General features: G+C 47.3%; 20 protein-coding genes. 7 read left to right on the top strand and 13 right to left on the bottom strand.

The window, feature by feature from the left end; genetic code table 11:
* Position 1: 1 nt before the first annotated feature.
* From VF685_RS02835 to VF685_RS02820, 4 genes are all read left to right on the top strand, one after another.
* Entirely contained in the window at positions 2-1,996 is a 1,995-nt protein-coding gene (locus VF685_RS02835) for an acetyl/propionyl/methylcrotonyl-CoA carboxylase subunit alpha (protein WP_152342322.1), read from the top strand.
* Entirely contained in the window at positions 1,993-2,895 is a 903-nt protein-coding gene (locus VF685_RS02830; protein ID WP_016658374.1) for a hydroxymethylglutaryl-CoA lyase, read from the top strand. Before VF685_RS02835 ends, VF685_RS02830 begins: the two co-directional genes overlap by 4 nt.
* 96 nt (positions 2,896-2,991) lie before the next feature.
* On the top strand, positions 2,992-3,696 hold the full coding sequence (locus tag VF685_RS02825; RefSeq protein WP_005177058.1) for a CoA transferase subunit A: 705 nt from the start codon (positions 2,992-2,994) through the stop codon (positions 3,694-3,696).
* 3 nt (positions 3,697-3,699) lie between these two features.
* On the top strand, positions 3,700-4,338 hold the full coding sequence (locus VF685_RS02820) for a CoA transferase subunit B (RefSeq protein WP_163142260.1): 639 nt from the start codon (positions 3,700-3,702) through the stop codon (positions 4,336-4,338).
* Positions 4,339-4,460: 122 nt separating this feature from the next.
* Here the strand turns inward: VF685_RS02820 and VF685_RS02815 are convergent, their stop codons facing one another.
* The 4 genes from VF685_RS02815 to VF685_RS02800 all read right to left on the bottom strand — a co-directional run bounded on the left by VF685_RS02815 (position 4,461) and on the right by VF685_RS02800 (position 8,918).
* Positions 4,461-5,915, bottom strand: coding sequence for an OmpA family protein (locus tag VF685_RS02815; protein ID WP_286384697.1), 1,455 nt, complete (start codon positions 5,913-5,915; stop codon positions 4,461-4,463).
* Positions 5,916-6,064: 149 nt separating this feature from the next.
* Positions 6,065-7,300, bottom strand: coding sequence for a dihydroorotase (locus tag VF685_RS02810; protein WP_005177048.1), 1,236 nt, complete (start codon positions 7,298-7,300; stop codon positions 6,065-6,067).
* 10 nt (positions 7,301-7,310) lie between these two features.
* Positions 7,311-8,327 carry an aspartate carbamoyltransferase catalytic subunit gene (locus VF685_RS02805; RefSeq protein WP_152342319.1) on the bottom strand — a complete coding sequence of 339 codons (1,017 nt, stop codon included), beginning with the start codon at positions 8,325-8,327 and terminating at the stop codon, positions 7,311-7,313.
* 249 nt (positions 8,328-8,576) lie between these two features.
* Positions 8,577-8,918, bottom strand: a complete 342-nt coding sequence (locus VF685_RS02800; RefSeq protein WP_016658379.1) for a hypothetical protein — start codon at positions 8,916-8,918, stop codon at positions 8,577-8,579.
* Between the two features lie 216 nt (positions 8,919-9,134).
* Here VF685_RS02800 and rlmKL point away from each other — a divergent pair, with 216 nt between their 5' ends.
* Entirely contained in the window at positions 9,135-11,339 is a 2,205-nt protein-coding gene (gene rlmKL, locus VF685_RS02795; protein ID WP_286384698.1) for a bifunctional 23S rRNA (guanine(2069)-N(7))-methyltransferase RlmK/23S rRNA (guanine(2445)-N(2))-methyltransferase RlmL, read from the top strand.
* 252 nt (positions 11,340-11,591) lie between these two features.
* Here rlmKL and clpB read toward each other — a convergent pair whose 3' ends face one another.
* On the bottom strand, positions 11,592-14,171 hold the full coding sequence (clpB, locus tag VF685_RS02790) for an ATP-dependent chaperone ClpB (protein WP_440203543.1): 2,580 nt from the start codon (positions 14,169-14,171) through the stop codon (positions 11,592-11,594).
* A 324-nt stretch (positions 14,172-14,495) separates the two neighbouring features.
* Positions 14,496-14,918 carry an OsmC family protein gene (locus VF685_RS02785; protein ID WP_005177032.1) on the bottom strand — a complete coding sequence of 141 codons (423 nt, stop codon included), beginning with the start codon at positions 14,916-14,918 and terminating at the stop codon, positions 14,496-14,498.
* 147 nt (positions 14,919-15,065) lie between these two features.
* On the opposite strand from VF685_RS02785, the gene crp reads away from it, so the two are divergent.
* Positions 15,066-15,770: a cAMP-activated global transcriptional regulator CRP gene (crp, locus tag VF685_RS02780; protein WP_168398835.1), complete on the top strand. Its 705-nt coding sequence runs from the start codon at positions 15,066-15,068 to the stop codon at positions 15,768-15,770.
* Between the two features lie 170 nt (positions 15,771-15,940).
* Positions 15,941-16,990, top strand: coding sequence for an NADP(H)-dependent aldo-keto reductase (locus VF685_RS02775; protein WP_242912017.1), 1,050 nt, complete (start codon positions 15,941-15,943; stop codon positions 16,988-16,990).
* A gap of 88 nt (positions 16,991-17,078) precedes the next feature.
* Here the strand turns inward: VF685_RS02775 and VF685_RS02770 are convergent, their stop codons facing one another.
* The 7 genes from VF685_RS02770 to VF685_RS02740 form a co-directional block, all read right to left on the bottom strand.
* Complete coding sequence (locus VF685_RS02770; RefSeq protein ID WP_005177027.1) at positions 17,079-17,861, bottom strand: M48 family metallopeptidase; 783 nt, start codon at positions 17,859-17,861, stop codon at positions 17,079-17,081.
* 162 nt (positions 17,862-18,023) lie between these two features.
* Positions 18,024-18,332 carry a hypothetical protein gene (locus tag VF685_RS02765; RefSeq protein ID WP_163142270.1) on the bottom strand — a complete coding sequence of 103 codons (309 nt, stop codon included), beginning with the start codon at positions 18,330-18,332 and terminating at the stop codon, positions 18,024-18,026.
* An 88-nt stretch (positions 18,333-18,420) separates the two neighbouring features.
* Positions 18,421-19,206, bottom strand: a complete 786-nt coding sequence (locus VF685_RS02760; RefSeq protein WP_286384699.1) for a M48 family metallopeptidase — start codon at positions 19,204-19,206, stop codon at positions 18,421-18,423.
* A gap of 136 nt (positions 19,207-19,342) precedes the next feature.
* Positions 19,343-20,662 (bottom strand): adenylosuccinate synthase, encoded by a 1,320-nt coding sequence (locus VF685_RS02755; protein ID WP_005177019.1) that lies wholly within the window; start codon positions 20,660-20,662, stop codon positions 19,343-19,345.
* 71 nt (positions 20,663-20,733) lie between these two features.
* Positions 20,734-21,900, bottom strand: a complete 1,167-nt coding sequence (locus VF685_RS02750) for an ATP phosphoribosyltransferase regulatory subunit (RefSeq protein ID WP_104498237.1) — start codon at positions 21,898-21,900, stop codon at positions 20,734-20,736.
* 297 nt (positions 21,901-22,197) lie between these two features.
* Positions 22,198-22,512: a hypothetical protein gene (locus VF685_RS02745; protein ID WP_104471870.1), complete on the bottom strand. Its 315-nt coding sequence runs from the start codon at positions 22,510-22,512 to the stop codon at positions 22,198-22,200.
* Positions 22,513-22,675: 163 nt separating this feature from the next.
* Positions 22,676-23,710 carry a type I glyceraldehyde-3-phosphate dehydrogenase gene (locus tag VF685_RS02740; RefSeq protein ID WP_016658386.1) on the bottom strand — a complete coding sequence of 345 codons (1,035 nt, stop codon included), beginning with the start codon at positions 23,708-23,710 and terminating at the stop codon, positions 22,676-22,678.
* Between the last annotated feature and the right edge of the window lie 34 nt (positions 23,711-23,744).

Genomic DNA, 23,744 nt, shown 5'->3' with positions numbered 1-23,744 from the left:
GATGTTTGAAAAGATTTTAATTGCCAACCGTGGTGAAATTGCCTGCCGTGTCATTCGTACTGCCAAAAAACTGGGAATTGCAACTGTTGCAGTCTATTCAGATGCAGATGCTCAGGCCCAGCATGTCAAACTGGCCGATGAAGCAGTCTATATTGGTGAATCACCAGCAGCACAAAGCTATTTACAGATTGAACGGATTATCGAAGCCGCAAAAAGTACCGGCGCACAAGCCATTCACCCGGGTTATGGCTTCCTGTCTGAAAATGACCAGTTTGCTTTTGCCTGTCAGGACAACAACATTGTCTTTATTGGCCCGCCAGTTGACGCCATTCTGGCGATGGGTTTAAAAGCCACCTCTAAAGCCTTGATGGAAAAAGCCGGCGTACCACTGACACCGGGTTATCATGGCACCAATCAGGATGCTGCGTTCTTAAAACAGCAAGCCGATGACATTGGCTATCCGGTGCTGATTAAAGCCAGCGCCGGCGGTGGCGGTAAAGGGATGCGTCTGGTTGAGCGCAGTGAGGATTTCCTTAGCGCCCTGGCCTCATGTAAGAGTGAAGCCCGTTCCAGCTTTGGCAATGAAGATGTACTGATTGAACGCTATGTAGTGCAGCCGCGTCATATTGAAGTGCAAGTGTTTGGCGATACCCATGGCAACTATGTGCATCTGTTTGAGCGTGATTGCTCGGTACAGCGCCGCCATCAGAAAGTACTGGAAGAAGCACCAGCACCGAAAATGCCGGAAGATAAACTGGAAGCCATGCGTCAAGCCGCAATTGATGCCGCGCGTGCCGTGAATTATGTTGGTGCCGGTACGGTCGAGTTTATTGTCGAGCAAGATGGTACTGCCTACTTCATGGAAATGAACACCCGTCTGCAGGTTGAACACCCGGTGACTGAAATGATTACCGGTCAGGATCTGGTCGAGTGGCAATTACGCGTCGCCTTTGGTGAGCCTTTACCAAAACAGCAGCACGAATTGCAGATTCACGGCCATGCTCTGGAAGCACGTGTTTATGCCGAAGAACCTGAAAAAGGCTTTATTCCGGCGATTGGTCAAATCAGCTATCTGCATTATCCAGCACAAAATGAAGCGGTACGTGTCGACAGCGGTATTGTTGAAGGCGATGAAATTAGCACCTACTACGACCCAATGATTGCCAAACTGATTGTCTGGGGCAAAAACCGTGAAGCGGCATTAACGCAAATGCACCATGCTTTAGGTCAGTTCCATGTTGATGGTCTGGGCAACAACATTGCCTTCCTGGATCGTCTGGTGCTGTGCGATTCTTTCAAAAATGCCAATTTGGATACTGGCCTGATTCAGCGCGAAGAAGAATTCCTGCTAAAACCGGCCACAGAGCTGAACAGTACGCTAGTGGTCAGCGCGGCCTTCATCGAATTGCTGTCACGTTTGGCCCAGAACCCGAGCGCCCGCAATCCGGTCTGGCAGACCAATGCTTTCTGGCGTTTAAACCTGCAATCGGGGCAGACAATCAAATTACAATGTAATGACAAAACCTTAAATATCCAGTTTGCAGCACAAGAACATGGCTTTGTCGCACAGTATGAGGGTCAGACTTTTGAGCTTGAGGGTCAGTTACTGGATACGCATACCCTGCAATTCAAGCTGGCCGGCAAACAGCAAAAACTGGCCTTTAGCCAGACTGAACATGGCATTACCCTGTTCCAGAATGGCCAGAGCTGTAAATTTACCTATCTGAAACCGGTATTTAACCAGGATGATGAACAAGGTGCAGAAAACAACCTGACTGCGCCAATGCCGGGTGTCATCACTCAGGTACTGGTCGCGGCCAATGACAAAGTCAAAAAAGACGATGTCCTGATGACCCTCGAAGCCATGAAAATCGAATACTCGATTCGTGCACCGCATGATGGCATCGTGGCCAGCTCTTACTTCCAGGCCGGTGATCAGGTCAAAGCTGGCGATGAGCTGGTGGAATTCCAGCCGCTGGCGGAGGAAGTCGCATGAGCGAATTTGTCAAAATTGTTGAAGTCGGGCCACGCGATGGCCTGCAAAATGAAAAAACACCCTTAACCCTGGATGACCGCAGACAGCTGATTCTGGATTTAATGCAAACCGGTTTACAGGCCATTGAAGTTGGTTCCTGTGTATCGGCCAAATGGGTACCGCAAATGGCAGACAGCGATGTGCTGTTTGCCGGCTTGCCCAAAGATCCAAATATTCAGTTCAGCCTGCTCACGCCAAACCTGAAAGGTTTTGAATCTGCGCTGGCAGTGGGTTGCAAAGAAGTGGCGGTCTTTACCGCCGCGTCTGAAAGTTTTACCCGCAAAAACATCAATTGTTCGATTGATGAAAGCTTTGAAAAATTCAGCGATGTAATGCGTGAAGCCAAAGCGCACAACATTCGTGTGCGTGGTTATGTGTCCTGTATGGTCGATTGTCCGTATGAAGGCGCAATTGATCCGCAGCAGGTGGCAAAAGTTTCGCAGCGCCTGCTGGATATGGGCTGCTATGAAGTGTCTTTGGGTGAAACCATTGGCACCGCCACACCCGACCGGGTGAAAAAAGTCTGGGACGCCTGTCTAGCTGAACTGGATACGACGGTGCTGGCCGGTCATTTCCATAATACCTATGGCATGGCCATCGCCAATATTTACCAGTCACTGCTGCAAGGTATTCGCGTTTTTGACTCGTCAATTGCCGGTTTAGGCGGCTGTCCTTATGCCAAAGGCGCATCCGGCAATGTCTCAACCGAAGATCTGTATTATCTGCTGTCCAACATGGGCTATGAAACCGGCATTCAGCTGGATGCCTTGATGCAGGCCAGCCGTAATATCAGCAATGTTTTACAGCGCAATAATCCATCCAATTATGCCAATGCCTACTGGCAAAAAGCCTGCGCTTAATAACCGAATAAAACCCGGCTTGAGCAATGCCCTCAAGCCACTCAAGGATGTAACAGCAGCAACCTGCTGAAAAAGGATAAAAAATAGAGGTGACACATGGCAAATAAAGTCTATGACAGCGCACAAGCCGCCTTAAATGGCGTGGTTCAGGATGGCCAGACCCTGGCCGTAGGTGGTTTTGGCCTGTGCGGGATTCCTGAAGCATTAATTGCCGCGCTAAAAGACACCGGTGCCAAACAGCTGACCTGTATTTCCAACAATGCCGGTGTCGATGGTTTTGGTCTGGGGCTGCTGCTTGAAACCAAACAGATTAAAAAAATGATTTCATCCTATGTCGGTGAAAACAAGGAATTTGAACGTCAGTTTCTGAGCGGTGAACTGGAAGTTGAACTGACCCCGCAAGGCACACTGGCAGAAAAATTACGTGCCGGCGGTGCGGGTATTCCAGCCTTCTTTACCGCCACCGGTGTGGGCACCGTGATTGCGGAAGGCAAAGAAGTACGTCAGTTTAAAGGTCAGGATTATATCTTAGAAGAATCCTTAACCGCCGATGTTGCCCTGGTCAAAGCCTATAAAGCCGACAAGGCCGGCAACCTGATTTTCCGTAAAACTGCACAAAACTTTAATCCGGTCTGTGCCATGGCGGGCAAAATCACCATTGCCGAAGTCGAAGAAATTGTAGAGATTGGCGCGCTCGATCCAGATGAAATTCATCTGCCGGGGATTTATGTCAACCGCATTGTGTTAAATGCACATCCTGAAAAACGTATTGAACAAATGACTTTAAAGGCGGAGGCTTAAACCATGGCTTGGACGCGTAATCAAATGGCGCAGCGCGCCGCACAAGAACTGGAAGATGGTTTCTATGTCAATTTAGGGATTGGTTTACCAACTTTGGTCGCTAACTATATTCCGGAAAATATCAACGTTTGGCTACAGTCAGAAAATGGCCTGCTCGGGATTGGGGAATTCCCAACTGAAGCCACAGTTGATGCTGACCTGATTAATGCCGGCAAACAGACGGTCACAGCTCGTCAAGGTGCGTCGTTTTTCTCTAGCGCAGACTCTTTTGCCATGATCCGTGGCGGTCATGTCAATATTGCCATTCTGGGGGCCATGGAAGTCTCTGAACAGGGTGATCTGGCCAACTGGATGATTCCCGATAAAAAAGTCAAAGGTATGGGCGGTGCCATGGACCTGGTCGCAGGTGTGCAAAAAGTGGTGGTGTTGATGGAACACTGCGCCAAAGATGGTACACCTAAAATCGTTTCACAGTGTAGCCTGCCGCTGACCGGTAAAGCCGTGGTTCATCGCGTAATTACCGATTTGGGCGTTCTGGATATTACCCCAACCGGCGTGCAGCTGGTGGAACTGGCACCGGAGGTCAGTTTTGATGAAATCCAGAAAGTCACCGGGGTGCCTTTAATACGTAATGCAGCTTAATGGCTGGTTTTAAAAGCGGGCATCGGATGGTCGTGAATACATCCCCACTGCTACCTCCGCTTTTCAACTAAACCAAAAAGGACGACTTGACGTCGTCCTTTTCTATTTCCTTAACTCAATCCTTACTCTGCTTTTTTCTCGACAATACCTTGGTCATCGACCGCACGTACCACCCCGGTTTCTGTATTTAATACTTCAAACTCAATACGACGGTTCTGGAACTGCCCTTCTGGGGTTGCATTTGGTTCCATCGGCTGTTGCTGGCCATACCCCACGGCCTGTAACTGGGAAGGATCAACCCCGCGTTGTACCAGATAATCACGTACCGCTTCAGCACGGCGTAAGGACAACAGATTATTGGCTTCATTGCTGCCTACTGCATCGGTATGGCCTTTAATGGTCAAATGTACATGCGGCGCACGCTGGATTAAGGCCGCAGCCTGATCCAGAATTGGCTGATTGGCTTCCGGTACAGTCGAAGATGCTGACTCAAAATGAATCGCCTCCAGATTTAAGGCGGTGGCGACATCCAGCGCCTGAATATTATCCGGGTTAATCACGGCCAAGGCTTGTGCTGCGGTCGTGGTCGCTGGTGTGACGGTCTGTACATCGAGATCCTGCTGCACCGTAATGGTCATATTCTTGGCCAAAGGACGCAGCTGATTGGCCACACGCTGCGCATCTGCCGGATTGGTGGACTGAATCGCAATCTGCTCACCCATCCAGGTCATATTGGTATTCGGCACATCTTTCAGGATTTTCAATGCCGTTGGAATCACATCCTGATCAATAAATTCACTATGATAATTACTGGCGCTATTCACCCCACAACCTGTCGGATGGTTAAAAATCCGTTTAACTTCTGTTTGCAGAATGTCGGTATAAGCCGGATTGTTCAGATACAACTGACAGGTGACCAGATCGCCATTGGAACCGGTATTGACCTGCAAATAGGCCGGTTCCGTCGCTGCTGCCTGGGTAACAGGCACCTCTTCTTCATTACGGTCAGAACAGGCTTTAAATAAAAAGGCCAGTAACAATGCCAGAATAATAAAAATCAGAATCGGTACCCACGGCGAGCGCTTCTGCTCTGGCACCTCTTCATATAACTCAGGCGCCTGATGAATAGTCTGCCCGGCAGTGGTATTGACACCTAAACCGGCCAGCAGCGCAGCGGCCCATTCCGGCAAAGCAGCCTGAATGTCCGGCATATGCTGATCAAGCAAATGCACAATCGCCTCAGGATCGGTCGAGCCGGCCTCACTTTCTAAAAAACCTAAGGTTGGTACGATGGCCCGGTTCAGGGTGGATTCAATTTCATCTGCCGGCGCCTGACCGCGGCTAAATTCCAGAAACTGCTGTTTCAGGTTCAGGTTGGTACCAAAAATTTCAGCCAGCCGCGGATTAAGCTGATTTCTCAGACTGTCAATGAGGGATGGGCGGTGTCTTAACACCGATAAAAACACCGGATAAAAATCATTTAAGGCACGGTTTTTCTCAATGAGGTAATCCGTTTCCCCGTCTAGCACAATGGATGACACGCTATTTTTCAATAATTCTATCAATCTGCTTTGCATGATATGGCCTCATTTTTTTCATTGTTCTACTCGCATTTTTTAGTGTATCTGGTCATTTTTTAGACGTTGTAAATAATTGTATTTTTCTTTATGTACTTAAATTAAAACATAAAAAAAGCCAGCAAATGCTGGCTCTTGAACAGGCGAATTTAGGCCAGGAAAGTCTGAATTACCTTGCCTTTCACGGTTTGCTGAATCAGTGGCGTGTTCTTGCCTTGGGACAGAATGCTGTCTTTGTCCAGCGTCCACTCCAGTTCAGGATCAATCAGAATCCAGCCGGCTTCCTGCATCCAGCGATCTGCCATTTGCGCAACCGTCGCCGGTGCCAGTGTCACGGTATGCACCCATTCCAATGGACTGAACAGACCTTCCTCAACCAGTTGCACACCCAAGGGCACAAAGGTATCAAAAGCGGTAAAGCCCGGTAAGGTTTCAGCAAACGGTGCCATTTTGGCCGAACTGCTTAAGGGTTCATGATGGGTACAGATCGCATCAATTACGCCATCTTTTAAGCCCTGACGCAGCAATTCTTTGTCTTTTTCAGCACGTAGCGGTGGACGTACATGCGCCAGCGAGTTAAAGCCATCAATCACCTGATCGGTTAAATGCAGCTGATGCATTGCCACATCACAGGTTACTGGCAGGCCTTTTTCTTTGGCAATTTTAATCAGCTCGACCGAAGCGCCACAGGACAGTAAACCGAAATGCGCACGGACTTTGGTCGCTTCAATCATCAACAGGTATTTGGCAATGGCTACGGTTTCGGCCAGCGCCGGAATCATAGGCAAGCCCTGACGTGAAGCAATAAAGCCTTCATGCACACAGCCATCTTTGGCAATTTGCGGTTCTTCAGCATAGAACACCACGGTCAGGTCCAGACCGGCTGCATATTCCAGCGTGCGAATCACGACATCATCATCAGCAAAGGATGCATTGGCATTGGAAACTGCAGTACAGCCGCCCTTTTTCAGACCGGCCATATTGGCAGGCTGTTTGCCTTGCAAGCCTTGGGTTTGTGCGCCAATCACCTGTAAATAAATACCACCATCCAGCATGGCTTTTTCGACCAGACCGTGAATCAAAGCACCATTGTCCTGCACAATCGGCTTGGAATCTGGTGGGGTAAACACGTGCAGAATGCCGTTTTCACGTGCCGCCTTGCCTTCAGATTTTAAAGTACCATGCTGCTGCTGACCCGGTTCACGCATCCGCGCGCACAGATCAACCATGGTTGGCATCAGCCATTTGCCTTGTCCATCAATGGTTTCAGTCACATCTGCTGTTTCTGCAACCAGCTTGCCATTTTCCAGATATACCGTTTGTACGCGATCAGTCTTTTGCATTGGATCAAGAACGCGGACATTTTCAATTTTTACAATACGCATGACTGATTCCTTATACCGCAATCGCTTCAATTAAACCTTGTTCCTGCAGCTGACCCTGCATCGCCAGTGCCAGCACCGCCATACGCACCGCAATACCATTGGTCACCTGATTTAAAATCACCGATTGCGGGCCATCGGCAATGCTGGAATCAATTTCCACACCACGGTTCATCGGTCCCGGGTGCATCACGATACAATCCGGTTTGGCCAGCGCCAGACGCTCTTTGTTCAGGCCATACATTTTGTAGAATTCTGCCGGTGAGGACAGCGCCGGTGAATCAATCCGTTCATTCTGGATACGCAAGGTAATAATCACATCACAGTCACGGATGCCATCTTCCATTTTATTAAACAGGCGTACATCGGCTCCGTATTCTCCAAAACCAAATGGCAGCAAGGTATTGGGTGCAATCACGCGAATATCTTTACAGCCTAAAGTTTGCAACGCCGCCACATCAGAACGTGCCACGCGTGAATGTTTAATATCGCCAATAATGGCAATGCTCATGTCAGCAAAGTCTTTTTTGGTTTCACGGCGAATGGTCAGCATATCCAGCATCGCTTGAGTCGGATGGGCATGACGGCCATCTCCGGCATTAATAATTGCGATATTTGGACAGACATCCTTGGCAATAAAATGCGCTGCACCTGAAGAGGAATGACGCACCACAAAAATATCGGCGGCCATGGCTTCTAAATTCCACAGCGTATCGCGCAGGGTTTCGCCTTTAGAGGTACTGGAACGGGCAATGTCAATGTTAAGCACGTTGGCCGAAAGACGTTTGGCTGCAGCTTCAAAGGTGGTGCGGGTACGGGTTGAATTCTCAAAAAACAGGTTCATAACTGTACGACCTTCCAGCAGGTTGTTAGTGATGAGCTGATTTTGGTCATTAAAAAAGGACTGCGCGGTGTCCAAAATTTTGGTGAGGGTTTGTTTGGAAAGCCCTTCGATGGTGATGAAATGTTTTAGATTTCCATCTTTATTGAGTTGAATCTGGCTCGGAGTATGCAATGCCGCCAAGTGCATGAGAGATTCCTTATACGTTAAGTCAACGTATTATACAGAGATTCCCCTAAGATGGCGCTGAAGATTTCAACATTTAAAGCCCTTTTCCTGCCAGTGAATCAAGTTTTCTTCAATCATTACCATAAATTCAACAGGATAATTCAACAGGATAATTCAACCGGTTTTGATCAATATTGCTTAGGCTATTTTTGCAGATAGATAAAAAAAGCCCTCAGAATCGAGAGCTTGTTGATGCGGATGATGGCGGTTTTAACGCAAGGCGCCAATATAATGATGCGACACCTGTGCCCGGTAAATTTCCTCCTCGGTAATTTCTGGTTCAACCTGCTCGTCGATGACCTCATCTAACGGGTTCAGCAACGGTGCATTTAAATCCAGTAGCCTGGTCAGCCGTTCGGCATAACGGCTTAATTCAGCATCTCCCGTGGCTAAGGCCAGCTCAATCACATCTTTGGCATAGCCCGGATGATCGACCAGATACAAGGCATCAATTACCCTGCCGCTGACCCGGCGTAAACGTGTATACAATAAGGTGGCCACTGAAAAGGCTTCATTGTGGGCAATTAACTGATCACTGCTTTCGACTCGCATATTTTCCCCGTTCTCCAATTTTAAAATTAAGGTCATTTTTCGTTATCATTATTTATTGTGCAAAATATATACCAACCGTTGGGAGGCATAGAAAATGGATCAAATTTAAGTGGGTTTTAGTACAAATAAATCTTGTATATCTTCAGCACAACATCCGCCCAAAGCCGTGAAAATACGTTAAAATATTAGATTGCTTTGTTGCTTTTGGAAATTTACATGCATTCGAAACCGCGTCTTTCTACATACTGGGTCACCTGTGCAGATGGACTTGAAACCTTGCTTCAAGAGGAATTAGAAGGTTTAGGGGTTCAAAATATTGAACGTTTACCGGGTCGTTTAATTTTCAAAGGCAGCTTGGAACAGGCGTATCGCATTTGTATGTGGTCACGTTTGGCTTCCCGTGTCTTAATGCCAATTCACACTTATGAGCTGGAACGCCATCACGACGCACGTGATGTCGCTGAAGAGCTTTATGAAGGTGCAATCAGCTTCGACTGGTCGCTTATTTTTGCACCACAAAGTACCTTTGCCATCCGCCTGCATATTGAACGTGAAATTAAGGTCAATACGCAGTTTGCTACGCTACGTGCCAAAGATGGTGTGGTTGATTCATTTATGGAAGCTGTCGGTAAACGCCCAAGTATCGACACCAAATCACCTGAAATCACCATGTATATTTTGGCAGGTAAAAAAGAACATACCTATTGCTTAGATTTATCGGGTGATTCACTGCATAAACGTGGCTACCGTCGTTTTATGACCGACGCCCCAATTAAAGAAAATCTAGCAGCAGCAATTTTGCAAAAAGGTGCTTTAAAAGAAACACAACCTGATATTGTCATCGACCCGATGTGTGGTTCAGGTACCTTTATTATTGAATCCCTGCTGATTTTAACCGACCGTGCACCGGGTCTGGTACGCCGTTTCGGCTTTAATGGCTGGAATGGCCATGACCATGAACTGTGGATGTCATTAAAGGCAGAAGCGGCTGAGCGTCATCAACAGGCGCTGGAACAGCCACTGCCAAAATTCTATGCTTTTGATGCCGACTGGGAAGCAGTCAAAGCCACCAAACAGAATATTATTGCTGCCGGTTTTGAACGTCTGCTCGATCATATCCAGATTGAAGAACGCACCTTGTCAGACTGGCCAGATTTTCAGGCCGAAGGCAAAACTGCGTTTGTGGTGACCAACCCGCCGTATGGTGAACGTCTGGGAGATAAAGCCTCGAACCGTGCCTTGTATTTAGGTCTGTCTGCCCTGCTACAAAAACATTTCCCGAACCAGTCTGCTGCTGTCATTGCAGCCCAGGTGGAACAGGCCGATGTGCTGGCATTTAATGAGCCGCAAACCTTGCGTTTAATGAATGGTAAGCTGCCAATTTACATTCGTTTTGGTACGGTCAAACCATCGGCAGTAGTAAAACCATTCCTGGCCGACTGGCAGCCACAGCAGTTTGAACCGATTGAAGGTGCCGAAGACTTTACCAACCGTCTGCAAAAAAACATGCAGGCCTTAAAGAAATGGGCGGTTAAAGAAAACGTCTATTGTCTGCGTTTATACGATGCCGATTTACCGGACTTTAATGTCGCGGTCGATTTATATGGTGATCGTCTGCATGTGCAGGAATATGCACCACCGAAGAAAATTGATCCTGAAAAAGCAAAAAAACGCTTTAACCTGGCGCTGCAAGCGATTCGTGCCGTGACCGGTTTAGGCCGTGATGCCGTGTTTATTAAAACCCGTGCCCGTCAGGAAGGTAAAAACCAGTACACCAAACAAAGTACCGCATCGAAACGCTTTATTGTGCAGGAGGGTCAGGCCAAGATTCTGGTTAACCTCACCGACTATCTGGATACCGGCCTATTCCTGGACCATCGCCAGATTCGTTTACGCATTGCCAAAGAAGCTAAAGGCAAGCATTTCCTCAATCTGTACAGCTATACATCAACGGCGAGTTTGCATGCCGCTTTAGGCGGCGCGGCCAGTACCACCAGTGTGGACTTGTCCAACACCTATTTAAACTGGTCCAAAGAAAACTTTGTCTTAAACGGCTTAACCGTCGACCATACCGATGAACAACACCAGTTCTTTGCCAGCGACTGTTTTGAGTGGCTAAAAGAAGGTCATGAGCAATATGACCTGATCTTTATTGATCCGCCAACCTTCTCCAACTCGAAAAAATTCTACGGCACCTTTGATGTACAACGTGACCATGTCTCGCTAATTAAACGCGCCATGAACCGTTTAACCACAGAAGGCACCCTGTACTTCTCGAATAACTATCGCGGTTTTGAAATGGATGAAACCTTGCCAGCGCTGTTTGATATCCAGGAGATCAGCCATGAAACCATTGGTCCAGATTTCAAACGTAACCAGAAGATTCACCGCGCCTGGAAAATCCAGCATCCACAAATCTAAAATGTGAATGGTAAAGGATGATTTAATCCTTTTCTATTCACAGTTCATTCGATTAGCAATAAAAAGCCTGCTACCCCATAGCAGGCTTTTTTTTACATCGGAAACTTTACGCTGTCACTCATCATCCAGCGTGGACTTACTTTGCAGAGTGAATCGCTACATCTGCCCGGCTTTTTGCTGCAGATACCTCCATAAAAAAACCCGGCCGAAGCCAGGTCTTTGATTAAACAGTTTAGATGAACCGTGTGCGGATTAGTTCAGTTTCAGCTTCTGGAAATCCAGTTGGCCTGCATCTGCCGTAATCACAATGGTATCTCCCGGCTGGAAGTCACCGGCCAGAATTTTCTGCGCCAGATTATTTTCTACCTGTTGCTGGATGGCACGTTTTAATGGACGCGCACCGTAAACTGGGTCAAAACCGGCTTCAATCAGCTGGTCAAAGGCAGAATCATCTACCGTTAACTTGATATCGCGGTCGGCCAGACGGGCACGTAAACGGTCCAGCTGGATATCGGCAATACCACGAATCTGCGCTTTTTCCAGGGCATGGAATACTACCAGCTCATCAATACGGTTGATAAACTCCGGACGGAAATGCTCAGACACGGCCGCCATCACTACATTGCGTACATCATCACGGCTTGGATTATCGCCCAGTTCACGCACATCGCTTGAACCCAGGTTCGAGGTCATTACAATCACGGTGTTTTTAAAGTCCACCACACGGCCCTGCGAGTCGGTCAAGCAACCATCATCCAGCACCTGCAGCAAGATGTTAAATACATCCGGATGGGCTTTCTCCACCTCATCAAACAGCACCACGCTATATGGTTTACGGCGTACGGCTTCGGTTAATACCCCGCCTTCTTCATAGCCGACATAGCCCGGAGGCGCACCGACCAGACGACTGACTGAATGTTTTTCCATAAATTCGGACATATCAATCCGGATCATGGCGTCATCGCTGTCAAACAGGAAATTGGCCAAGGCTTTGGTTAACTCGGTCTTACCGACACCGGTTGGACCCAGGAACAGGAAAGAACCACTTGGACGGTTCGGATCCGACAACCCGGCACGTGAACGGCGCACCGCATTGGATACCGCAATCACCGCTTCATCCTGCCCTACCACACGCTGATGCAGGAAGCTTTCCATTTGCAGCAGTTTTTCACGCTCGCCTTGCAGCATTTTCGCAACCGGAATACCGGTGGCTGCGCTGACCACTTCCGCAATTTCGTTATCGGTGACTTTATTGCGCAATAACTTCGGTTCTTCTTTCTCTTCCACCAGCTCATCTTGGGCCAGCTGTTTTTCCAGTTCCGGAATCACGCCATATTGCAGACGCGACATCTCGCCCAGATCATTTTCACGCTGTGCTTTTTGCAAGGCAATACGCGCCTGATCCAGCTGCGCCTGAATCTGCTTAGTGCCTTCGACCAGAGTTTTTTCAGATTTCCACACTTCTTCCAGATCATTATAGTCTTTTTGGACGTCTTCGATCTGTTTTTCCAGATGACTGACTTCTGCACGGCTGCCGGCATCTTCATCTTTTTTCACAGCTTCAAGTTGCAGCTTTAACTGAATCAGACGGCGTTCCAGCTTATCCAGCGCTTCCGGTTTAGAGTCCAGCTCCATCTTGATGCGCGATGCTGCTTCATCAATCAGGTCAATAGCTTTATCGGGCAACTGACGGTCAGTGATATAACGATGTGACATTTTCGCTGCAGCAATAATCGCCGAGTCGAGAATTTTCACCCCGTGGTGGACTTCATAACGCTCTTTCAGACCACGTAAAATGGCAATGGTGTCTTCGACACTTGGCTCATCGACCAGCACTTTCTGGAAACGGCGCTCAAGGGCGGCATCTTTTTCAATGTACTGACGATATTCATCGAGCGTGGTTGCCCCCACGCAGCGTAATTCACCGCGTGCCAGCGCCGGTTTCAGCATGTTGCCGGCATCCATCGCGCCATCACCTTTACCTGCGCCAACCAGGGTATGCAACTCATCAATAAACAGGATGATTTCGCCTTCATGCTTGGCCAGATCTTTCAGGACCGCTTTTAAACGCTCCTCAAACTCGCCGCGATATTTGGCACCGGCCAGCAATGAACCCAGGTCCAGCGATAACACGCGTTTGCCTTTTAAGCTTTCTGGCACTTCACCATTCACAATACGCTGTGCCAGACCTTCTACAATTGCGGTTTTACCGACCCCAGGCTCACCAATCAGTACCGGGTTATTTTTGGTCCGACGTGACAAGACCTGTACGGTACGGCGGATTTCATCATCACGACCAATCACCGGATCGAGCTTGCCAGCCAGCGCACGTTCGGTTAAATCTACAGTGTATTTATTGAGTGAATCACGTTGATCTTCATGATTATTACTCATCACTTTTTCATCACCTCGAATTTTTAAAATCACCTGACGCAGACTGTCTGCGCTGACACCGATACTGTTCAATAAGCTTTTAGTGGCCCCAACTTCGCTCAGGCCCAGTAATACCCAGTCGGTAGACAGGAATTCATCGCCCGCTTTCTGGGCATAGCTATCGGCCAGGTTTAAGGCTTTAACCGCTTCCGGACTTAAATTAATGTCGCCAGTCGGATTGGCTAGCGTTGGCGCATCATTCAGTGCCTGCTGCAACTTGCTCTGCAAATCACGCAACTGGGCACCGGCCTGCTGTAACAAGCTGACATTGGATGCTTCTTCTAACAGAGTGGCCAAGACATGAATGCCGTCAATGGCGGTATGGTCTTTGCCCATCGCCAGCGATTGCGCATCGGAGAGAGCTTGCTGTAAGCGATTTGTAAATTTTTCAAAACGCATTCTTGTTATTCCTCACAACAATTTTTTCACTTGAAACATATATGGGAGTACTTTTGGCAATTTCAAATGATTTTTCATATATTTTTCAAAGTGTTATTTTAATGCAACAGATATAACTCAATTATAATATTGGTCTGTGACCGGCCAATTTCAAGTCAGCATCAGGATTATTTTTATACAGTAATGCAGCTGCGACCTATGTAATAGGAAACACATATTTTGAGAGCTCTGCCCATTGCGGCCAATTTTTTGCGAGGTCTAAAACCATGGAAAAATAAAAAAGCCGGTAATTAACCGACTTTTTACATGACTTTACAGTCATGATTATTCTGCTTCGATAATCTCGAAATCGTGGCTAATTTCAACACCACCATCTGACAGCATTTTGCTGGCTGAACAGTATTTTTCTGCGGATAATTCAACTGCCTTGGCGACCTGCTTTTCCTTGACTGCCTTGCCTGTCACCACAAAATGCAGATGAATTTTGGTGAACACCGCCGGAATCGAATCGGCACGTTCTGCTTTCAGCTGACAAACCACACCAGTCACATCCTGACGTGATTTCTTTAAAATGGTCACAATATCAAACGATGCACAACCACCAAGTCCCATTAAAATGAGCTCCATGGGACGTGGTCCACGGTTTTCTCCACCATACTCGGCAGAACCATCCATCACCACGCTATGGCCACTTTCCGATTTTGCTTCAAAAGCAACATTCTCTAGCCAATGAACACTCGTTTGCATTGCAAGTCCTTCAAAAAAACTATAAATTTACAAGGTGCCTGTACACTAACATAATTTGAGTTGATAAGGAATTTCATCTCTACTGTGTGACAAGTTCATACTAGGTCTTGTGCGATCTATTATTTATCCATTTTCGGAACCGTTAGCATGACTTCAAACTTTTCACAATTAAGCACCGATGCCCTGTCTCCTGGTCAATTACCAGATTCAGTCAAGGCATTATTAAAACGTGCATATATCAACCGTTATCCGAAACGGACAACAATTGTTGATGCGGGGTCTGAATCAAAATCACTTTATTTGATTCTGAAAGGATCTGTTTCCATCATTCTTCGTGAAGATAATGATCGCGAAATTGTTGTGGCGTATTTGAATCCGGGTGACTTCTTTGGGGAAATGGGTCTATTCGAAGCAAATCCACAACGTACTGCAGAAGTACGCACACGTGACGTTTGTGAAATTGCAGAAGTGACTTATGAAAACTTCCACGAGCTCAGCAAGCAATATCCAGATTTAAGCTATGCGGTATTTGCCCAGCTGGTGCGCCGTTTAAAAAATACCACACGTAAAGTGACCGATCTGGCCTTCATTGATGTTTCAGGCCGTATTGCGCGTTGTCTGATTGACCTGTCTGCGCAGCCTGAAGCCATGATTTTGCCAAATGGCCGTCAAATCCGTATTACCCGTCAGGAAATTGGCCGTATTGTGGGCTGTTCACGTGAAATGGTCGGCCGTGTTCTGAAAACCCTGGAAGAACAAGGCATGATCGAAACTGATGGTAAAGCCATTCTGATTTTTGATGCCTCTTTAGAGCAAAATGATGCAGCAGATGAACAGTTTGATGATGAATAAGTCTTAAACTGCTATATGCTTAAGGCAAATCTTCGGATTTGCCTTTTTTATGCCTGTTCGCTATGTGAAAAATATTTACAAACTAACCTAAAATATTGATTTAACAGTCTGCCTGCGATGGTTTAGCCTAGTCCCTATTCGCTTGATGATATTTTGAATAAGGACATCTTATGCAGTTCAATCCCCTTGCTGATACCGGTATTTTATTGCCTGAAATCTGTCTAGGCACCATGACCTTTGGTGAACAGAATACCCAGGATGAAGCCTTTGCCCAGCTGGATTATGCGCTGGAACGTGGCCTGTATTTCTGGGATACCGCCGAAATGTATCCGGTGCCACCGAAACCAGAAACTCAAGGTGCCACCGAAGTCATGATTGGCAACTGGCTCAAGACGCGCGGTGGACGGGACAAGCTGTTTTTGGCCTCAAAAATTGCCGGACCGGCTCAAGGCGGCAGCCATATTCGTGATGGTCAAACCCGTTACAACGCTACCGATATTCGCACTGCCCTGGATGGCAACCTGAAACGCCTGCAAACCGACTATATTGACTTATACCAACTGCACTGGCCTCAGCGCCCGACCAACTTCTTTGGCAAACTGGGTTATGGCAATGCCGAAGCCCATGCACAGCAGCATGTCACCGACCTTGAGGAAACCCTGACTGCCTTGCAGCAGGAAATCCAGAACGGCCGGATTCGCTATATTGGCCTCTCCAATGAAACCCCATGGGGCACCATGAAGTTTTTGCATCTGGCGGAAAAACTCGGTTTAAGCAAATTTGTCAGCGTACAAAACCCGTATAACCTGCTGAATCGCACCTATGAAATTGGCATGTCGGAAATTGCCAAATATGAAGGCGTCGGCTTACTGGCTTATTCTCCTCTGGCCTTTGGTTACTTAACCGGGAAATTCCGGCATGGCGCCCGTCCGGCCAATGCGCGTGTCACCCTGTATTCACGCTTTAGCCGCTACAGCAATCCAGAAAGTGAATGGGCCACAGAGCAATATGCGCAACTGGCCGAGCAACATGGCCTCAGTTTAACCCAACTGGCTTTGGCTTTTATTAAGCAGCAGTTCTTTGTCACCAGTACCATTATTGGCGCGACTTCACTAGAGCAACTAAAAGAAAATATTGATGCCTTTGAAGTCAATCTGTCCGATGACATTTTACAAGGCATTGAAGCGATTCACCGTCAGCAGCCCAACCCGGCGCCTTGATGGCTTTCAATCAAATTCCAGCAACATCATGCATAAAAAAATGCCTCATCATATGAGGCATTTTTAAATCCATTTTAAACCCAGAAGCTTAACGACGGTTCTGGTTATAAATGGCCTGAGCAGCCGGCAAGTTCTCACGCATCGCTGCAATACGCTGGCTGTTCGATGGGTGAGTCGACAGGAACGATGCCCCGCCACCACCTTCTAAGCGGTTCATTTTTTCCCATAAGGTAATTGCCGCTTGCGGGTTATAGCCACCACGCGCCATCAGCATTAAACCGCCTTCATCGGCACGACTTTCCAGATTACGTGAATATGGCAAGCCCACACCTACCTGTGCGCCCAATTGTGCCGCTGCAGCACCTAACTGGCCAACGTTACTGCCTGCTGCGCTTAAACCGATATTTAAAGCTAGGTTGGTCAGTGCCTGCGCGCCAATTTTACTCTTGGCATGTTCTTCTAGAGCATGCACCATTTCATGGCCCATAATCGCAGCAATTTCGGCATCAGTCAGGTTCAGTTTATTGACGATACCAGTATAGAACACCACTTTACCGCCGGGCGCGACAAAGGCATTAATCTGGTCAGATTTTAATACTGCCAGCTGCCAGCTAAATGGCTGACCAGTCTGGTTCATCTGGTTGGCAACCGGTGTTAAACGCTGGAACACCGTGTTAATACGTTTATAGGTACTCGAACTGGTGTCCAGCTGCCCCTTGTTACGCGCATCTTGCACCATCTGGCTATAACTTTGCGCCGCGGTTGCATTTAGGGTTGCGGTATCTGCACCGGCCATATCGGCCACGGTGGTACAGCCTGAAAAAGTGATTGCACTTGCGGCACAAAAACTCAATACCAATTTTTTGTTCATTATAATAATCTCCGCCATTCGGCTATACACATACTCATGAATTATATGAAATCATTTCAATGCTTTAAATCTGAAATGGCTTCATAATCATATCATTTATGTAAACAATGGCAGTGCTGTGTAAACTGTAGCTACATCAGCAGCAACGAGCGAAATACGGCCTTAATAGGCAAACTGATAGAAAATCCAGAATACCAGACAGAAAATATTCAAGCCCAGATACATCTGCGAAACCACTTCCATTTTCTCTTCCAGTGTCGGATTTTTACGTTTATAGAATAAATAGGCGTTTTGGATCAGTACCAGTGGCACCAAAATACAGGCAAAAATCACACTCAGACCAATAAAGGCCTGATACATAATATTCGGATCATGCTTTTGTAACAGAATCAGCAACATCGCAATGGTCGGTGCACCGCCCATGGCAAATAATAACGAATAGAAAATGGTGCTTGAAATATTTTTATGCATCCTGCCTGACCCAATGTTTTTGCTGTGTTTTATTCTAGCAAGCACCATCTGAATAGACAGTGCTGATCTGTGCAACTTTAGTCTTGAATTACTTCGCAGCGCGGTAATACTGTATTGCTTCCGGCATCATCTGCTGTAATGCGGCAATACGGTCATTATTGCTGGGATGGGTCGACATAAACTTGGCAATGGCGCTATTTCCACGGGCATCGTTGGCATTCATTTTCTGCCAGAGCGTAATGGCTGCATTCGGATCATAACCGGCTTTGGCCATTAACAGTAAACCGCCTTTGTCGGCGCGGCTTTCCAGATTACGCGAATAAGGCAACCCCACCCCAAACTGACTGCCCAAATCCAGCAGTAAACCACCATAACCACCCACCGACTGGCCCACATATTGCGAGCCAATACTAACCGCCAGATTGGTCAGGGTCTGGGCGCCAATTTTACTTTTGGCATGTTCTTCCAGTGCGTGTACCATTTCATGGCCCATGATCGCCGCGACTTCATTGTCAGTCAGTTTCAGATTTTCAATAATGCCGGTATAGAACACTACTTTGCCACCCGGGGCCACATAGGCATTAATTTCAGGCGATTTAATGACGGCCACCTGCCACTCAAAGGTCTGCCCGGTCTGGTTCATCTGGTCAGCATAGGGCTTCATCTTTAAAAACACGCGATTAACCTTCTTATAGGTGGCAGAACGGGTATCTAGCACCTTTTTCTGCTCGGCTTCCTGCAACATTTGCTGATAGCTCTGGCTGGCGTTTAAGTTTAAAGTCGCTGAATCTGCCCCGGCCAGTTCTGCCACAGTGGCGCAGCCCGTCAAATGCGTTGCCAATACAATTCCAATGGCTAAGTTCTTATATTTCATAACATTCTCTAATTGTTCGAAAGTGCTTAGCACTATAAACAAAATCAGGGAATTCTCAAGATGGTGCGCTATTTTTCTGAGCCAAAAATAAAAAACCCTGTGCAAGCACAGGGTTTTCTCATTTCAGCTTAAACGATTAAGCTTCAAACGGATGACGCAGAATAATGGTTTCTGCACGGTCTGGACCGGTTGAAATGATATCGATTGGACATTCAATTAACTGCTCAAGACGCTTGATGTAGTTGATTGCATTTTCAGGCAATTGTTCAACACTGGTCGCACCCACAGTTGACTCAGACCAGCCTGGCATGGTTTCGTAAATTGGCTTCAAGTTTTCATAAGCCAGCGCGTCAGAAGAACCGACACAACCTGAATCAGTGTTTTCATAACCGACACAGATTTTAATTTCTTCTAAACCATCCAATACGTCTAACTTGGTCAGGCAGATTCCAGACAGTGAGTTGACATCGACTGAACGGCGCAGGATTTCTGCATCGAACCAGCCACAACGACGTTGACGGCCAGTAGATGCACCAAACTCGTGACCCACTGTACCCAGGTGTTTACCAATTGCATCACCCACATCATTTGCCGCGTCGTAGACCAGCTCAGTTGGGAACGGACCAGCACCCACACGTGTGGTGTAGGCTTTGGTAATACCCAGCACATAGTCAAGATGCAATGGACCTAAACCAGAACCTGAGCTTACGCCGCCCGCAGTGGTGTTTGAAGAAGTCACGTACGGATAAGTACCGTGGTCAACGTCCAGCAATGAACCTTGCGCACCTTCAAACATAATGTTGTCACCGTTTTTACGGTAATTATGAATTTCAGTGGTTACATCCACCACTAATGGTGCAATCACTTCGCGCCATTGGTCACACAGCGCAATCACGTCATCCAGTTTAACTTCTTCAACACCGTAGTATTGAGTTAACTGGAAGTTGTGGTAATCCAGCAATTCAGCCAGTTGCGCACGTAATGCGTCACCGCCACGTACCAGGTCAGCCACACGTACTGCACGGCGCGCCACTTTATCTTCGTAGGCAGGACCAATACCACGACCAGTAGTACCAATTTTGGCATTACCACGTTTTTTCTCACGTGCCTGATCCAGCGCAATGTGGTTCGGAAGAATTAATGGACAGTTTGGAGAAATACGTAAACGTTCTTTAACTGGCACGCCTTCCTGTTCAAGAATGGTCATTTCCTTGATCAGCGCTTCAGGTGAAAGCACCACACCGTTACCAATTAAGCACAGTACGTTTTCACGTAAAATACCAGATGGAATGAGGTGTAATACAGTTTTCTTACCACCAACCACGAGAGTATGACCTGCGTTGTGTCCGCCTTGATAACGTACTACCGCAGCCGCTTGATCTGTGAGCAGGTCGACGATTTTACCTTTACCTTCGTCGCCCCATTGGGTACCAAGTACCACAACATTCTTGCCCATAATAGCCTCATTACATCATGCTGTTAAAATTGAAAACCAGGCGCATGTGACATGAACACATGCGCTGGCGATTAAATTTTTTCGACCGTCCACTCACCGTTACGATTCACCAGCTGGTGAGTTGCATACGGTACAGAGCTTAAATCATCCTGACCCAATAACTGAATTACACTTAAGCCCTGGGTACGGGTGGCCTGAATTGCAGCCAATAAATCTGCCTGATTGCCCTTTGGTGCAACCACCACCGATTTGGCTTCGAAACGACCGGCGCTGAGCGCATATAAGTCGCAAGAGAAACCGGTTGCCGGACGGGCACGACCAAAATGCTGGCCAATACCATCATAACGGCCGCCTTGAGCCAGTGGTGCTGCACGGTTTGGTGCATAAACGGCATACATTAAACCGGTATGGTAGTGATACGAACGCAGTTCTACCACATCAATCCCGATATGCAGATTTGGCCAGCGTGCCTGAATTTCTGCCTGGGTGGTTTTTACCGCATCAAAGGCATGTTTGAATTCCACATTGGCCAGCACATCGGTGCTTAAATGGGCTTCCAGTGCATCCAGATCACTGGCAAAACGGCCGAGCGCATAGAAATCTGAACCAAAGGCTAAATCCTGGGTAAAGTCCGCCAGTTCTGGCAAGGCTTTACGCTGATATAAATCGGACAGTTGACGCTCAGTGGCTTTGTTCAGACCAGCTTTTTGTACCAGACTGCGGAATAGCCCCACATGACCTAAATCCAGATGGATACCATCGGCCAGACCGGCTTCCTGAATCAGGCTGATCATCAGGTCAACCATTTCCACATCAGCATCAATGCTGTCGGAACCGAACAGTTCGGCACCCAGCTGCAAAGGCGCACGGGTGGTATTAAAGCCCTGTGGCTTGGTATGCAAAACCGTACCAGCGTAGCAATAACGCGCCACACCATCTACCGGATGCACATGCGCATCAATACGCGCCACCTGTGGTGTCATATCGGCACGCACGCCAAGCAGACGACCAGACAGCTGGTCAATCACCTTGAACGTGGCCAGGTCTAAATCTTGATTCGATTCTGAAAGAGAAGAGAGAGATTCGATATATTCAATAAATGGCGTGTACACCAACTGATAACCTCGAGATGCGAGGAAATCCAGTGAATTACGGCGCAATGTTTCGATGACTTGCGCTTGTTCTGGTAATACATCAGCTACACCATCAGGTAATAACCATGTCTCTGAAATGGGCATGTTGTAAACCTAAATTCTTGTCTGCGCGGAACAAATCCGCATAAAAAAATCGGGAGCACACCCGATTTCTCCTAGTTTAGCACGATCAAATGGGCTGTGCATCGCAAATTTGATAATTTTCTCTGTCTGATCAATTCCATTACAATCCTGCCCGACTGGAGCTGTCGTTTCGAGAGTAAAAGCTGTTTTTACTGAAGAAGATAAAGGAGCTGGACACATCCCAAACTTATCATCTTTTTTTCAGCGCAGATGGAAATCACCTTCACTCTGCCCTGCGTCCATCTGCTTAAAAAAGTCTTATTTGACTTTATTCGGATCCAGCACCTGAGTAATTAAATTCACCAGCTCAACATTCTGGGTTTCCAGCTGATGAATGCGCTGCGCTGATTTATCCAGTGCTTCCTGCTGCACGTGCATTTTCTTGGCCAGATCCTGCATGATCTCTAAAGTCTTTTTCAGATTTTCTTCCAGACTGATGACTTTGTTTTCGAGCTGATAATTATCGCTTTGGCGATTCAAATGATCATGCTGGTTTTTAAACTGCAGCCAGATCAGAAAAATCACCGCCACGGCCAACAGTAAAATAAATCCCCAAAGTAGAATAAACATCATGTGTAGTGCTCGACTTATTTGTTTTGTTTTATCTTAACGAAAAATATAGCAAAAAGGCGAAAAATCGCCTCCGGCCTGTCAATACCGGGCTGTTATCGCATTTCGCCCGGTTAGACCACCATCGTACAGGCCAAACTTAGGCAAAGATTCGGACAGATAGAAATTAATGCGCCTGATGGGCAAAAGATTCACATAAATCTAGTAACCGGTTGGCATAACCCCATTCATTGTCATACCAGGCAAAAACTTTGGCCTGATGCCCGACCACCATGGTCTGGGTAAGATCGACAATTAAAGAATACGGCGAATGGTTAAAGTCACTCGATACCAGCGGCTCATCGGTGACCTGCATAATTTCGGCATAATCCTGCTGCGCGGCTTTCACCAGCACCTCATTCAGCTTATGTACGGTAATGGGTGACTGGGAAATAAAGCTGACATCAATGGCGGCGACATTAATGGTGGGCACCCGAATCGAATAGCCATCAATGCGATTTTCCATTTTAGGCATCACCTGTTTTAAGGCGCCTAAAGCACTTGAGGTGGTTGGAATAATATTCTGACCGGATGCACGTGCACGGCGTAAATCACGGTGCGCATGATCCAGCACCGACTGATCAGCCGTGACAGCATGAATTTCAGTCATCAGCGCGGTTTCAATACCAAAAGCATCATCCACAATTTTAACCAACGGCACCAAGGCCTGAGTGGTACAGGAAACACTGGAAATAATCTGGTCTGAGGCTTTGACCTCATGATGATTGACCCCGTAAACAATGGCGGCATCAACCGTGTCAAACGGTGCTGCGCCAATAATCACCCGTTTGGCACCGGCATGAATATGCTGGGTTGCGGCTTCACGCGAACGGAACAGGCCGGTACATTCCAGCACCACATCAATATTTAACTGCTGCCATGGCAACTGTGCCGGCTGTGGCTGGCTCAGCACCTGAACTTTTAGCTTGGCCTGCCCCGAGTGTATGCACAGATAAATCTGTTCCTGTTCCAGCTGGATTTCTACCTGCCCCGGAAAACGGCCATGGGTTGAATCGTATTTAAACAGATGTAGTAGCGTGGCAACATCGGCAACGTCATTAATCGCGACAATATCAAAATGAAATTCTTTAGGATTTTCAAACCAGGCACGCAGTACATTTCGCCCAATTCGCCCAAAGCCATTAATCGCCACTCGTTGCATCCGTATTCCTTCAAACTGCACATCAATCTTGTCT

The organism is Acinetobacter sp. Brlt_5, assembly GCF_051949055.1.
In the GTDB taxonomy this organism is placed as follows: Bacteria; Pseudomonadota; Gammaproteobacteria; order Pseudomonadales; family Moraxellaceae; genus Acinetobacter; species Acinetobacter indicus.
This window is presented reverse-complemented; position numbering and strand designations above follow the sequence as displayed.